The sequence below is a fragment of the Spirillospora sp. NPDC048819 genome (assembly GCF_040650055.1).
Lineage (GTDB): Bacteria > Actinomycetota > Actinomycetes > Streptosporangiales > Streptosporangiaceae > Spirillospora.
In genome coordinates, this window is record NZ_JBEZGN010000004.1 from 147,965 (window position 1) to 161,510 (window position 13,546).

12 protein-coding genes are annotated in these 13,546 nt (G+C 69.5%); 5 read left to right on the top strand and 7 right to left on the bottom strand.

Annotated features, from left to right (window positions below):
* Positions 1-28 precede the first annotated feature (28 nt).
* The 5 genes from AB0C35_RS08550 (at position 29) to AB0C35_RS08570 (ending at position 6,813) form a co-directional block, all read left to right on the top strand.
* Positions 29-1,030: an alpha/beta hydrolase family protein gene (locus tag AB0C35_RS08550; RefSeq protein WP_358452423.1), complete on the top strand. Its 1,002-nt coding sequence runs from the start codon at positions 29-31 to the stop codon at positions 1,028-1,030.
* Between the two features lie 20 nt (positions 1,031-1,050).
* Positions 1,051-1,938 carry an amidohydrolase family protein gene (locus AB0C35_RS08555; RefSeq protein ID WP_358452095.1) on the top strand — a complete coding sequence of 296 codons (888 nt, stop codon included), beginning with the start codon at positions 1,051-1,053 and terminating at the stop codon, positions 1,936-1,938.
* Positions 1,939-2,090: 152 nt separating this feature from the next.
* Positions 2,091-3,263 (top strand): cellulose binding domain-containing protein, encoded by a 1,173-nt coding sequence (locus AB0C35_RS08560; RefSeq protein WP_358452097.1) that lies wholly within the window; start codon positions 2,091-2,093, stop codon positions 3,261-3,263.
* Between the two features lie 24 nt (positions 3,264-3,287).
* Entirely contained in the window at positions 3,288-4,808 is a 1,521-nt protein-coding gene (locus AB0C35_RS08565; RefSeq protein ID WP_358452099.1) for a cellulase family glycosylhydrolase, read from the top strand.
* A gap of 1 nt (position 4,809) precedes the next feature.
* Positions 4,810-6,813 (top strand): glycoside hydrolase family 44 protein, encoded by a 2,004-nt coding sequence (locus AB0C35_RS08570; protein ID WP_358452103.1) that lies wholly within the window; start codon positions 4,810-4,812, stop codon positions 6,811-6,813.
* Positions 6,814-7,251: 438 nt separating this feature from the next.
* Here the strand turns inward: AB0C35_RS08570 and AB0C35_RS08575 are convergent, their stop codons facing one another.
* The 7 genes from AB0C35_RS08575 to AB0C35_RS08605 all read right to left on the bottom strand — a co-directional run bounded on the left by AB0C35_RS08575 (position 7,252) and on the right by AB0C35_RS08605 (position 13,504).
* Complete coding sequence (locus AB0C35_RS08575) at positions 7,252-7,440, bottom strand: DUF397 domain-containing protein (protein ID WP_358452105.1); 189 nt, start codon at positions 7,438-7,440, stop codon at positions 7,252-7,254.
* Positions 7,437-8,345 (bottom strand): helix-turn-helix transcriptional regulator, encoded by a 909-nt coding sequence (locus tag AB0C35_RS08580; RefSeq protein ID WP_358452107.1) that lies wholly within the window; start codon positions 8,343-8,345, stop codon positions 7,437-7,439. The genes AB0C35_RS08575 and AB0C35_RS08580 overlap by 4 nt, the downstream gene beginning before the upstream one ends.
* Positions 8,346-8,636: 291 nt before the next feature.
* Complete coding sequence (locus tag AB0C35_RS08585; protein WP_358452109.1) at positions 8,637-8,888, bottom strand: DUF6406 domain-containing protein; 252 nt, start codon at positions 8,886-8,888, stop codon at positions 8,637-8,639.
* A 2-nt stretch (positions 8,889-8,890) separates the two neighbouring features.
* Positions 8,891-10,438 carry a hypothetical protein gene (locus AB0C35_RS08590; RefSeq protein ID WP_358452111.1) on the bottom strand — a complete coding sequence of 516 codons (1,548 nt, stop codon included), beginning with the start codon at positions 10,436-10,438 and terminating at the stop codon, positions 8,891-8,893.
* 553 nt (positions 10,439-10,991) lie between these two features.
* Positions 10,992-12,014 carry a cation diffusion facilitator family transporter gene (locus AB0C35_RS08595; protein WP_358452113.1) on the bottom strand — a complete coding sequence of 341 codons (1,023 nt, stop codon included), beginning with the start codon at positions 12,012-12,014 and terminating at the stop codon, positions 10,992-10,994.
* Positions 12,011-12,412 (bottom strand): metalloregulator ArsR/SmtB family transcription factor, encoded by a 402-nt coding sequence (locus AB0C35_RS08600; RefSeq protein ID WP_358452115.1) that lies wholly within the window; start codon positions 12,410-12,412, stop codon positions 12,011-12,013. The genes AB0C35_RS08595 and AB0C35_RS08600 overlap by 4 nt, the downstream gene beginning before the upstream one ends.
* Before the next feature lie 24 nt (positions 12,413-12,436).
* On the bottom strand, positions 12,437-13,504 hold the full coding sequence (locus tag AB0C35_RS08605; protein WP_358452117.1) for a DUF6777 domain-containing protein: 1,068 nt from the start codon (positions 13,502-13,504) through the stop codon (positions 12,437-12,439).
* Positions 13,505-13,546: the final 42 nt, after the last annotated feature.

Genomic DNA, 13,546 nt, shown 5'->3' on the forward strand with positions numbered 1-13,546 from the left:
ACCACATCTGAATGAGCGGGGCGTGAACATGGGGCTGCGCGGGTTGGCGGGAGCGGGTTTCATCGTCGGAATCGCGGGCCTCACGGCGTCCATCGCCGCCGGCGGCGCCGCCCGCCCCGCCGCCCTCGCCGACGACGGCGCGACCGTCGTCGGCGAACGCCGGCCCCGCCGCAGGGTGCTCGACCTGGCGATCCGCTCGCCCGTCCTCGCGGGCGCCGGCCACGCCCGCCTGCTGCTGCCCCGCGGCTGGTCACGCGACGCGTCCCGCACCTGGCCGGTGCTGTGGCTGCTGCACGGCGCCATGGCCGGGCAGGGCGGCCACACCGCCTGGAGCGACCACTCCGACATCGAGGAACTGACCGAGGACGCCGATGTGATCGTCGTCATGCCGGACGGCGGCCCGTGCGGCAATTACACCGACTGGTGGAATCGCGGGGACGGCGGTACGCCGAAGTGGGAGACGTTTCATCTGGCGGAACTGCGGCAGATCCTGGAGCGCGGATACCGCGCCGGACCGGACCGCGCCGTCGCCGGCAACGCCATGGGCGGCCTCGGCGCACTGGCGTATGCGGCCAGGCACCGCGGCCTGTTTCGGGCGGCGGCGTCGTTCAGCGGGCCCCTCCATACGCTGCACCGCGACCCGTGCGGGCTGGACGTCGCCGACCTCGTCCAGCTGGGCGTCGCGATCGGCGCGCCGTCGCTCGACTGGACGGACGTGTGGGGCGACCCGGAGGAGCAGCGGGTCGTGTGGCGGCAGCACAACCCGTACGACCTGGCCGACCGGCTCGCCGGCGTGCGCGTGCACGTGAGCGCCGGGGACGGCGGCCCCGGCCCGTACGATCCGCGCCCCGGCACCGGCCCCGACGTGATCGAGGCGCTCGCCTGCACCGTGTCGAGGGAGTTCGCGGGCAAGCTGGGAAAACTCGGCATCCCCGTCTCGACGCACTTCTACCGGGGCACCCACACCTGGCCCTACTGGCGCCGCGAACTCCGCGCCGCCCTGCCCGCCCTCATGGCGGAGATCACATGACCTCCGGCTAGGGTCGGGACGTGACCGAACCCCGTTCTGATTCAGAAGTTCCGGCGTTCTGGCAGGCGCTCGGGCTGCCCGGCATCTTCGACGTCCACGTCCATTTCATGCCGCAGCGGCTGATGAGCGCGGTCTGGGAGTACTTCGACGAGGCGGGCCCGCTGATCGGCACCGACTGGCCCATCCGGTACCGGGACTCGGAGGAGGAGCGGCTGGCGTTCCTGCGCGGCCTCGGCGTCCGCGCCTTCACCTCGCTGGTGTACCCGCACCGCCACGGCATGGCGGAATCGCTGAACGAGTGGGGCGCACGGTTCGCCGCGCGCGTCCCCGAATGTGTTCAGACCGCGACCTTCTACCCCGAGCCCGGCGTCGAGGACTACGTGGGCCGCGCGCTGGACGGCGGAGCCCGGCTCTTCAAGGTCCACCTCCAGGTCGGCGGGTTCGACCCCCGCGCCAAGGAACTGGACCCGGTGTGGGGGATGCTCGCCGAGGCGGGCGTACCCGCCCTCGTCCACGCCGGGTCGGGTCCGGTCGCCAACGGCTACACCGGACCGGGGCCGTTCGGCGAGGTCCTCGCCCGCCATCCGCGGCTGACCACGATCGTCGCGCACCTGGGCGCGCCGGAGTTCGACGGCTTCTTCGCCCTCGCCGACCGCTACGAGCGCGTCCACCTGGACACGACGATGACGTTCACCAGCTTCGGCGAGCTGGGCGCCTTCCCCGCGGCGCTGATGCCCCGCCTTCGCGACCTCGGCCTGGGCGGGCGCATCCTGCTCGGCACCGACTTCCCCAACATCCCCTACGAGTACGCGCACCAGCTGGAGGCGCTGGCGGCGCTCGACCTCGGCGACGACTGGCTCCGCGCCGTCTGCTGGCACGGGCCGGCCGCTTTCTTCGGCCTGACGTGACCGAAAAGGCCGCCGTTTCATAAGTTTTCATGCCGGACGGCTGGTCATCGGCCTTTCCACGGCGGGACGCGGCCCGCATTCTTGACAGTTCCGGCGGCGGCCGAGATTTTGGGAGCGCTCCCACTCGCGCGTTCACCGAATGAGGTCCCCGCATGAAAGCGCGTCTGAAAGGCCGCCCCGCTCCTCCCCAAGGCCGATCCGTTCTCAAAGGCCGTGCCGCCAAGGGCCGCGCGGCCCTCGCCGCGGCCCTGCTGGCGGTCCCGCTGTCCCTCGTCTGCCTCGTCGCGCCCGCCGATGCCGCGACGCAGCTGTGCGGAGCGACCGACACGGTGTCCGTCGACGGCGGCGAGTACATCGCCCAGAACAACATCTGGGGCGCGGAGACGCCGCAGTGCATCACGGTGGACGGCACGTCCTTCACGGTCGACTCGTCCGGGCACGGCAACTCCACCAGCGGCGCCCCGGCCGCGTACCCGTCCCTCTTCAAGGGCTGCCACTGGGGTCAGTGCACCACCGGCAGCGGCCTGCCGGTGCAGGTCGACGGCGACATGCCCTCCGTCACGAGCGACTGGAGCACGACCGTCACCGGCTCAGGCGCGTACAACGTGGCGTACGACCTCTGGTACAACACCACGCCCACGACGTCCGAGGCCCCGGACGGCGCGGAGATGATGATCTGGCTGGACTACCAGGGCCCCGTCCAGCCCGCCGGGACCCGGATTGCGAGCGGCGTGCAGATCTCCGGCGCCACCTGGGACGTGTGGACCACCCAGATGGACTGGCGCTACATCGCCTACGTGCGCACCGGCGGCGCCACATCCGTCGACGACATCGACCTGCGGGCCTTCACCAGAGACGCCGTGGCGCGCGGTTCCGTCGAGGAGGACTGGTACCTCATCGACGTCGAGGCCGGATTCGAGATCTGGCAGGGCGGGGCCGGCCTGACGACGAACGCGTTCTCCGTCGAGGTCGGCGGAACCACGACCCCGCCGACCGACCCGCCGACGGACCCGCCCACGGACGGGCGGGCGTGCTCGGCGACCCTGCGCACGGACAACTCCTGGAACAGCGGGTTCACCGCGACCGTGACCGTCACCAACACCGGGGACGAGCCGCTGTCCGGCTGGTCCGCCGACTGGACGTTCACCGGCGGCCAGCAGGTCGTGAACGGCTGGAACGCCACCGTCACCCAGAGCGGCTCCGACGTCCACGCCGAGAACGCGAGCTACAACGGGGCCGTCCCCGAAGGCGGCTCGGCGAGCTTCGGCTTCCAGGGCGCCGGCCCGGCGCCCGGCGCACCCGCCGTCACCTGCACGGCCGGCTGACGGCCGGGCGGAGGAGAGCGATCCATGATCCTGCCTCAGAGACTGCAACGCCTCGTCCCGCTCATCCTGGCCGCGCTGCTGGCGCTGGTGTTCGTCCCCGCCCTGCCGGGGACGGCCCGCGCCGCGGCCGGCGCCGGGTACTGGCACACCGACGGCCGGCAGTTGCTCGACGCGAACGGGCAGCCGGTGCGCATGACGGGCATCAACTGGTTCGGCGCCGAGACGTCCAACTACACCCCGCACGGACTCTGGACCCGCAACTACAAGGACATGCTCGACCAGATCAAGGGCCTCGGGTACAACACGCTGCGGCTGCCGTACTCCAACGAGCTGTTCGACCCCGGGAGCACGCCGAACAGCATCGACTACACCAAGAACCCCGGCCTCAGCGGGCTGAACGGCCTGCAGATCCTCGACGAGATCATCGAGTACGCGGGCGAGGTGGGGCTCAAGGTCGTCCTCGACCGGCACCGCCCGGGCGCCGCCGGCCAGTCCGCGCTCTGGTACACCGACGCCTACCCCGAGTCGCGCTGGATCTCCGACTGGACGATGCTGGCCGAGCACTACGCGGGCAACACCACGGTCATCGGGGCGGACCTGCACAACGAGCCGCATGAACCGGCCTGCTGGGGCTGCGGCGACCAGGCGCGGGACTGGCGGCTCGCCGCCGAGCGGGCCGGCAACGCCGTCCTCGACGCCAACCCCGACTGGCTGATCATCGTCGAGGGCGTCGACAGCTACGAGGGCGACCCGTACTGGTGGGGCGGCAACCTGCAGGGCGCGGCGCAGTACCCGGTGCGGCTGGACGTCCCGAACCGGCTCGTCTACTCCGCGCACGACTACGCCACGTCCGTGCACCAGCAGCCGTGGTTCGAGGACCCGAGCTTCCCGTCCAACCTCGCCGGGATCTGGGACAGGAACTGGGGCTACCTCCACAAGAACGACGTGGCGCCCGTCCTGCTCGGCGAGTTCGGGACGACGCTCACCGACCCGCGCGACCAGACCTGGCTGCGCACGCTGATGGCCTACGTCGGCGAGGGCACGGGCGGGATCTCCTTCACGTTCTGGTCGTGGAACCCCAACTCCGGCGACACCGGCGGCATCCTCAACGGCGACTGGACGACGGTCAACACCGGCAAACAGGCCTACCTCGACCCGTACCTCCTGGGCGCGGGCGACCCCGGCGGCGACCCGGGCGGCGACCCGGGCGGCGATCCCGGCACGCCGGAGGTCTCCTGCGAGGTCGACTACGCGGTGCAGAGCAGCTGGGACGGCGGTTTCAACGCCCAGGTCACCATCACCAACAGCGGTCCGGCGGCCGTGGACGGCTGGACGCTGGCGTTCGCGTTCCCCGCGGACCAGCGGATCAGCCAGGGCTGGAGCGCGACGTGGTCCCAGGACGGCGACGACGTCGCCGCCACGAGCCTGGACTGGAACGACGCGATCGCGCCCGGCGCCTCCGTCTCGATCGGCTTCAGCGCCACCGGCTCCTCGGCCGCCGTGCCCGCCGGGTTCGACCTCAACGACCAGCCGTGCGAGGTGTGACATGCGCGTAAGACATGACAGGGCCCGGCGAGCATGGGTCGCCGCCGTCCTGTCCGCGGCGCTGCTGCCGCTGGGGGCGTCCCCGGCGCAGGCCGCGGACGGCCCCGCCCTGACCGTCGACCCCGCCGCCGGTCATCACGCCATCAGCCCCTACATCTACGGGATGAACTTCGCCGACGAGGACCTCGCCGCGGATCTGGGGCTCCCCGTCCGGCGGTGGGGCGGCAACGCCACCACGCGCTACAACTACCTGTACGACACGACGAACCGGGGCTCGGACTGGTACTTCGAGAACGTCCCGGGCCCCGCACCCGACCCCGCGCAGCTCCCCGACGGCTCCGAGACCGACCAGTTCACCGAGCAGGACCGGCGCACCGGCTCCGGCACGATCCTGACCGTCCCGCTGATCGGCTGGACGCCCAAGGCCCGCGACTACACCTGCGGGTTCAGCATCGAGAAGTACGGGCCGCAGGAGGCCGCCGACACCGAGTGGCGCCCCGACTGCGGCAACGGCGTCAAGCCGGACGGCACGAACGTCACCGGCAACGACCCGCTCGACACCAGCGTCCCGGCCGGTCCGGAGTACGTCACCGACTGGCTGGCCCACCTGACCGGCAAGTACGGCAAGGCCGCCGACGGCGGCGTCCGCTTCTACAACCTCGACAACGAACCCGATCTCTGGCACCACACGCACCGCGACGTCCACCCGGACGGCGCCGGCTACGACGAGATGCGCGCGCAGACGTACGCGATCGCCTCCGCCGTCAAGGCCGCCGATCCCGGCGCGAAGACGCTCGGGCCGGTCGGCTGGGGCTACCAGTCGCTGACGCTGTCCGGGCTGGACAAGCAGACCTGCGACCGGGAGGGCGGCGACTGCTGGTCCAACCCGCCGGACCGCGCCGCGCACGGCGGTGTGCCGTTCGCGGCCTGGTACCTCCAGCAGATGAAGGCGTACGAGGAGCAGCACGGCGTCCGCATCCTGGACTACTTCGACGAGCACCTGTATCCGCAGCAGACCGGAGTGGCGCTCGGCGAACCCGGCGACGCCGCGACCCAGGAGCTTCGGCTGCGCTCCACCCGCCAGCTCTGGGACCCGACCTACGTGGACGAAAGCTGGATCAACGAGCCGATCCAGTACATCCCGCGCATGCAGCAGCTGGTGGACGAGAACTATCCGGGCACGAAACTGGCGATCACCGAGTACAACTGGGGCGCCCTCGGCCACATCAACGGCGCGCTGGCGCAGGCCGACGTCCTCGGCATCTTCGGACGCGAGGGCCTGGACCTGGCCACGCTGTGGAGCCCGCCGAGCGCGACCGACCCCGGCGCCTACGCCTTCCGCATGTACCTGGACTACGACGGCGCGGGCTCCGCGTTCGGCGACACGTCCGTCCAGGCGGCGAGCGCCGACCAGGGCGAACTGGCGGTGTACGCGGCCAAGCGCACCTCCGACGAGGCACTCACCCTGATGATCGTCAACAAGTCGCTCACCGACGACCTCACCAGCACGGTGTCGATCGCCGGACGGTCGGGCACCGCGGCCGCCGAGGTCTACCGCTACAGCGCGGACGACCTGTCGGCGATCGAGCGCGACGACGACGTCACCGTGGGATCGGCCGGGTTCACCGAGACGTTCCCGGCGTCCTCGGTCACGCTGGTCGAGGTCCCGGCGGACGACGGCCCGGCGGCCTCGGCGTGCAAGGTGGACTACTCCGTCCAGAGCGAGTGGGGCACGGGCTTCACCGCACAGGTCACCGTCACGAACACGGGCACCTCACCCCTCTCCGGGTGGGCGCTGGAGTTCGCCTTCCCCGCCGGCCAGCGGGTCGCCCACGGCTGGAACGCCTCCTGGACGCAGGACGGTGAGAACGTCACCGCGCGGAACCTGGACTGGAACCGCACGATCACACCGGGAGGCTCGGTGACGATCGGCTTCAACGGTTCGGTCGCGGACGCGAACCCGCCCCCGTCCACCTTCAAGGTCAACGGCGCGGCCTGCACCTGACGCCGTCCGACGACCCGCGGCGGGCCGCCGTCCCCGTGGCCCTCACGACGACGGCCCGCCGCGGCCCCGGCTTGCGGCGTGCCGCCCGTATCGGCGCACTCAAGGGCGGCCCGCCGCAGGTGAAGTTGTCCGGGTCCAGTGGTCACAGGGCGACGCAGGCCCGCCACGGTGCGCAAGAGCGAGCCCGGGGAAGAGGAGAACCGCAGCCCACGGGGTCACAGCGGTCAGAGAACAAACGGTGGCTCATCGTTTCGGAGGGGCACAACGGGGCCCGCTGATCTCCGACATCCGGACCTACACCGGGGCTGCGCTCGCAGAAAGTGGTCGGCCGGCGGTCATCCCGGTCGGGGATGGTGGAAGACGATGATCGAGGGCTGACATGAACCGAGCGTCCGGCCAGTCGAAGGCGCAGGCTGGACGCTCGCCGGTCGTCGGGGATCAGGTGTTGCGGCGGATGCGTTCGAGAAGCCGCGCCCATTCGGTGGGGGAGAACTCGAGGATGGGGCTGTGGTGAAGCTTGGTGTCGCGCACGCCGACCGTGCCGTCGGCCGCTCTGCCCGCCTCGACGCACCCGCCGTTCGGTTGGCTGTGGCGCGACTTCCGCCAGCCGTGAAATTCGTTGGTCATGTCCCCGATCCTGACTCGTTGGTGAGCTGGTTGGCTACCCGTTCGAGGAAGGAGAGGCTGTCTTCACGGGACAGCGCGGCTTGCCGGAGGCGATCGTACATCGTGGCGTACCGCTCCACCTCGCGTCGCTGAGTGAGTACGACATCGGTGGTGACGGTTTCGAGTACAGCCATTGGAGGGTCGCCCGCTTCGGCGAACGTGTAGAGGCAGAACGACGACATGGGGAGGAAGCCTCCCGGGATACCGGCGTCGTGCAGCAGAACGCGGACGGTGATCCGCTCCTCTTCCGAAACTACCCTGATCATGTGGTGCAGCTGGGCGATCATCGCCTGTGGCGGTACGGCGAGTCGGTGAATTACACACTCGTCCAGGACGGTTTCGTAGGACGGGCCGTCTGACCGGAGCAGTTCACGCTGGCGGCGCATACGTGCTTCGGTCATACGCTCCGGGACGTAGTCGAGCTTTCCCTGACACTCGTCCAGTTGCACGAGTGCCGCGATGAACCCGGGGGCCTGCAAGACCGCAGGCATCAAGGTCTGGTTGTAGTCACGTATGGAGTTGGCGCTGTACTCGAGGTCCGCGTAGAGCTTCTGCCTGGGCCCCATGGAGACGCCGTACTTGTCCCACCAGCCCTTCTGTGCGGCCTCGTGGGCGAGCTTGTGGAGTCTGTCGTACTCACTGCCGGTGATTTCGAGGATGTTAAGCATGCTCACGATCTCGGCCAGGTCCGGGCGACCCTGGGCGTTCTCCAGCCGGGAGATCTTCGCGCGGGAGTAGTACATGAGCTGGGCGAGGGCATCGGTGGTGAGACCACGGCTCTCGCGGAGCTTGCGGATCTCGGCCGCCAGCCGGCGGCGGCGGACGTAGGGGCTCGGCATGGCCGTCCTCCCGATCGCGTCGGTCACGATCCGTTCGGATCTTTGACTCTCTGTGTTCGACACTATCGGGCAATCATATGGTCACGCTCAGTCAAACGCGCGACTCGGCGACACTGCAGCCAATATCCGCACGTGCACGTCACGCACGTGAGAGATTTGCTCGCCCGGTCCGTTGACGACGTCCAATCAAAAGCCGCACTTACCCGAATATGTCGGATTCGTGGCGCACTCGATCCCGCAATGGTGGAACCACGGGGGTGGCCGAGCGGCATCCTGCGGGCTCGCTCGAGCATGGCTCTTCGAGCGCCCCGGCCGCTGTCATTCGATCCTGGCGAACACGGCTGTGAGCCTGCGCCCATCGACGCGGGTGAGCTTCCAAGTTTGATCGCCCAGCGGAAACGTGTCACCAGGGTGCAGCAGGAAGTCGTGCTCGCCGTCGTCGAAGGTGGCGATCACAACTGTGGCGGGGGCGCCGTCCTGTTCCTCGCGGACGGAGACTAATCCGATCTTCATTCCCGCATCGAGGTGGGCTTGAGTGCCGTCCTTCAAGCCGATCTCTTCGATTGCCAAGATCACTCCAGTGTGGTGTAGCGCGGCCGGGTATTGGCTTTGAATTCTTGGATTGACATTACCTCTGGATGTCTTCTGTTCCAGGGGTTATGTAGGTGGATATTGCCCTTGTCGTCAACTTTGGTGACCTCGTAGACATGGCTGTCGACAAGTTTCTTGGGTAGTACCAACTCGTTCTTGTTCAGCTTGCGAGTGCCGACCAGTACAGGTTTGTTTCCGGAGAGTTGGCCGGCGATTTCATCACGGAGTTGCCGATCAGCGCTTCGCCCCTGGTTATCGTAGCCGGTTGGGAACTCCACGACCTTGGCGGGACGACCGGTGAGCTGAGTGAGCAGCTCGGCACGGTCCCTCTCGTTGCTGCCTTGGTGAAGCCGTACGTAGCCGGTGGGGGCCGCGCCGGGATTGCCGCGGGCATTCCAGATCCTGGTCGCCTTGTCCTGACGTTCATCGTTCCAGGTCTGGTCCGTACCGGCGACCGCCTTCTCCAGAATAGGGGCCCAAGCCGCACCCGTCGAGGTCGAATTAGCAAATGCGGGCGTGTCGGGACGTTGATCGAAGACGGGTAGATCGGGTGTGACGGTCAGTTTGATGGGCCGTCCGGTCGGATCGTAGCGCCGGTTTGGTATCGAGTACTTCGCCTCGTGCAGACGGACCTGATAGTTGCCGTCTTCGCCTTCCCGTACGCAGTCGCGGATGGCCTCGGGGTGGTGTTCGGCGACTGCGCCCAGAGTGGCGATGATGCCGCAGTCACCGAGGGCCCCTTGTTCCGTCTGTTCCCGCGTTGGCTCACCGTCGAAGAGCGGTGTGCGGGTGCCATCGCGACGCTCAAGGGGAGTGCCGTAACGGTCGGGAACGTACTCTGGATCCTCCGTGGGATCCTGGAAGTCCGGGCGGTCAACCGTCTCCGCGAGTTCCTTGGGCTGATCGCTTCGATCCAGCCTGGCGGCGACCCGCTTCAACCGATCTGCCACGCCGCGTTGGAGGGCTTCCTCGTCAAGGTCGGCCACGCGGGCATTGTCATCGGGCAGCCCCTCACCCGAGATCCTTCTCTCCCAGTCGTCTGACGCCTCGTCCGGATTGTCCGTCTCGGCGGCGGGTCGCGGGCCGTCCGTCTGGTCGTCCGAGATCTCGGTCGGTTCAGTGCCGGGACGGTGGGGGAGCGCCTTATGGTCCTGCGCCTGCTGCCGGTCGGTGCCGGGCGTGCGAGGGTCGGTCGGCCCCTCAGAGGCCTGCGTCGTTGGTCGGTCGTTGTCGCCGGGCTCGTCCGCGTGCTGCTCGTCGTCGGCTTGTGGTTCCTCGCCGCCGCTCTCTGGGCCCTGTGCGGTGGGCGTGGTGTCGCGTTCCCCGCTCGGTTCGCCGCTGGTGTCCCCGGCCTCGATCCGTTGCGCGGCGCCGGCCTGCTGTGCTTCGCGGGCGCGGGCGAGACTTTTCAGGCGGGACGGCTGCCCGGGCGACCCAGGATTGTCGGGCGGCGGCGTGTACGGGCGCTCTTGGGAGGCGGGCTTGTCGGTGGCTTCCGCGCGGTTGTCGGTCTTGGTGTTGTCTTCCACGCCCACGCTCGCGGCCCTTTCGCTGGGGGGCGAGCCGCTCCATCAGGGCATCGGTCGGGCGGCTCGCCGGGCGTGTCCTTGACGCGCGGGGCTGACGCCGGCCACACCGGCCCCCCATGTAACCGCGCACGTCCGAACTTTGCACGTACGGAGATTGGGGATCTGAAACCCGGCCATCCGTCTCACATGGTGTTGCGATCGGCATGCCATGGTTTCGTCTTCAGGAGTACTGAGTGCAGGACGGTCAACGGTTCGATCTCTCAATACTCAAGGAATGCGACGATGTCCTATTTGTCGGATCTTGTGCCGTCGGACGTTGTCCAAATGCCAGGGCAAGCCACTCGGGCATCCTTGCTCCTGACTGGGCGGCCTACCTCCGGCCCCTGGTCGGCGACGTGCGGTCACCGTCCTCCCGCCCGCGACATGGCCGCCTGATCCGCCCCCCGCCCAGACGATCGGCCGTGCAGGGTTTGAGGTCGCCTGACGACCTGCGGCGGACCGCAGTCTTTGTGGCACTCAGGGCAGCGGCGTGCGGCGGCCGGTGTCCATGCCTTTAGTGGTCGCAGGGGGTGGGGCCGGCGTGTTCGTGGGGTCTCGCCGCGTCGCCGACGTGGCGGGGGCCGTGCGGGTCGTCGCAGTGGCCGCGCTCGCTGCCGGAGGGGTCGTCCACGTGATCGACTTCCAGGGTCGTGTGGGTGATCCCGTACGAGGTGCGCAGCAGTTCCTGCAGGTCGCGGCGGACGGCGTGGCAGTCGCCTCCGGTGTCGACGAGTACGTGCGCCGACAGCGCCGGGTAGCCGGAGCTGACCTCCCACACGTGCAGGTCGTGGACCTCCTCCACGCAGGGGCGCCCGGCGAGCCGGGTACCGAGTTCGGACGGGTCGATGCCCGCCGGAGCGGCCTCCATGAGGACGCGGCCGGCGTCCCGCAGCAGCCCGTACCCGGCCTTGAGCATCAGCGCGGCCACCACCAGCGACGCGATCGCGTCGGCGCGGGCGAAGCCCGTCGTCCACACGACCAGGCCCGCGATGGCGGTGGCGATGAACGCGAACAGGTCGTTGAGGATGTGCTGGAACGCGCCCTCGACGTTCAGGCTGCGCCGGTCGGCCCTGCTGATCAGCATGGTCGCCGCGACGTTGACCGCGATGCCGGCCAGGGCCGTCCAGAACACGAACTGGCCTTCGACGGCGTGCGGTTCGATCAGCCGCCGGACGCCCTCGTAGACGAAGTAGACGGTGAGCAGGATCAATGTCAGCCCGTTGAGCTGCGCCGACAGGATCTCGGCGCGGCGCAGTCCGTAGGTGAAGCCGCCCTTCGGCGGGCGGGCCGCGAGGCGCATCGCGAACAGGGCCAGCGCGATCGCGAACGCGTCGGTCATCATGTGCGCCGCGTCGGTGATCAGCGCCAGCGACCCGGCGATGAAGCCGACGACCACCTCGCCGGCCATGAAGGCGAGGATCAGCGCCAGTGCGGCGCCCAGCAGCCGCCGGTCGGCGCCCGCCGACACGCCGTGTCCGTGCCCGTGATCACGCCCGTGCCGGTGCCGGCCCGGCTCGTTCTCCCGGCCCCCGATCATGCGCCTTCCTCCCCGTGGCCGACGTGGGTGAGGGCGAGATCGAGCAGCATCCGGACGTGCGAGTCGGCCAGCCGGTAGTAGGCCATCCGGCCGTCCCTGCGGACCCGGACGACGCGGTTGGCGCGCAGCAGGCGCAGCGCGTGCGAGACCGCCGACTCCGAGTGCCCGCAGGCCGCGGCGATGTCGCACACGCACATCTCTCCCCCTTCGAGCAGTGCGGTGATCACCCGTAGCCGCCCGGGGTCGGACAGCAGCCCGAACACCTGCGCCAGTTCGGCGATCGTCTCCGCGTCCGGCAGGGCGGCGGTGACGACGGCGACCTTCTCGGGATCGACGACCCGGACGGCGCACGCCTCGGCGGGCGCCGTCGGGGGCGCGATATCTGAAGCACTGCTCATATGAGCAAATATACCGCACGGGATTCAGGAGACCGACGGGGCCGGCTCCTCGGACGGCGGCAGCGAGATCGGGCTGTCCGGTGTGCCGCCGGGCCCCTCCGACCCTCCGGTACGCCCGCCCGACGGATCCCCATCGATGCCCGTACCCGGATCGTTCGAGGTCACGCCCGGTGAGGCGGGGGACTCGTCCCCGGTGCCCGGCGATGGCGTACCGGTGCCCGTCGGGTCGGTGCCGGGCGTTTCCATGCCCGGCGACTCCGCCCCGGGTGACTCCAGGCCGGAGTCTTCCGGCGACGGTGAGTCGCTGGTCGGAACCTCGGTCTCCGTCGCCGGCAGTTCGGTCGGCGGCCCGTCGGCCTCGCCCTCGGTGGCGCGGGGCCGCTCGAACCCCATCGTGCCCTCCGGGTCCACGAGGACGAACGTGACGATCGTGCCCTTCTTGGAATCGCTGGGGCGGATCTTGGTCACATTCCGCTCCTCGAATCCCGGCCAGGATCGGCCAGTGTAGGACGCGTCGTCCAGGGAGATCTTTTTCTCCGGCCGGGTCAGGGGATTCCCGCAATTGCACTTCACCGTGGGCACCCCGTAGCCATTGACCATAACGCCCATTCCCGCTTGGAGGACGGCGGGTCCGCTGGTCGCCTTACCGTTGCGGTAGCCGTGGTTGGTGACCAGCGTGTCGGTGCGCAGCAGCACCGGCGTCAGCCGAGACACGTACCGCGGGATGTCGCTCACCGGGATGCCCTGCACGCCCGCCCAGGCCTTCGCCTTCTCGGGATTGGCCTGCAGGAACGCGATCAGCTTCTGCGGGTCGCACGACGCCTCCTGCCGCGTCCCGCCGTACAGCCCGGGGGAGTCGCCCGTCGTGGTCCCGCCGGCCCGCGGCCGCTCCTTGACGTCGATCTTGTCGGTGTTGGACATCATCGTGTAAGGCTCCGGGCCCGGCGTCCCCACCGTCAGCCGGGTGATGGTCGCCCCCGCGTCCCCGCACCCGGAAAGCGCGCCCGCCGCCAGCACCAGGGCGGCGACCGACCCCGCCAGCGGCCCGGCGGTCCCCCCGCGCCGCACAATTGTCGAATGGATCTCAGCCATGTTTCGTCTCTCCCGATCCGGGCTCCCCGTACCTATACTCTT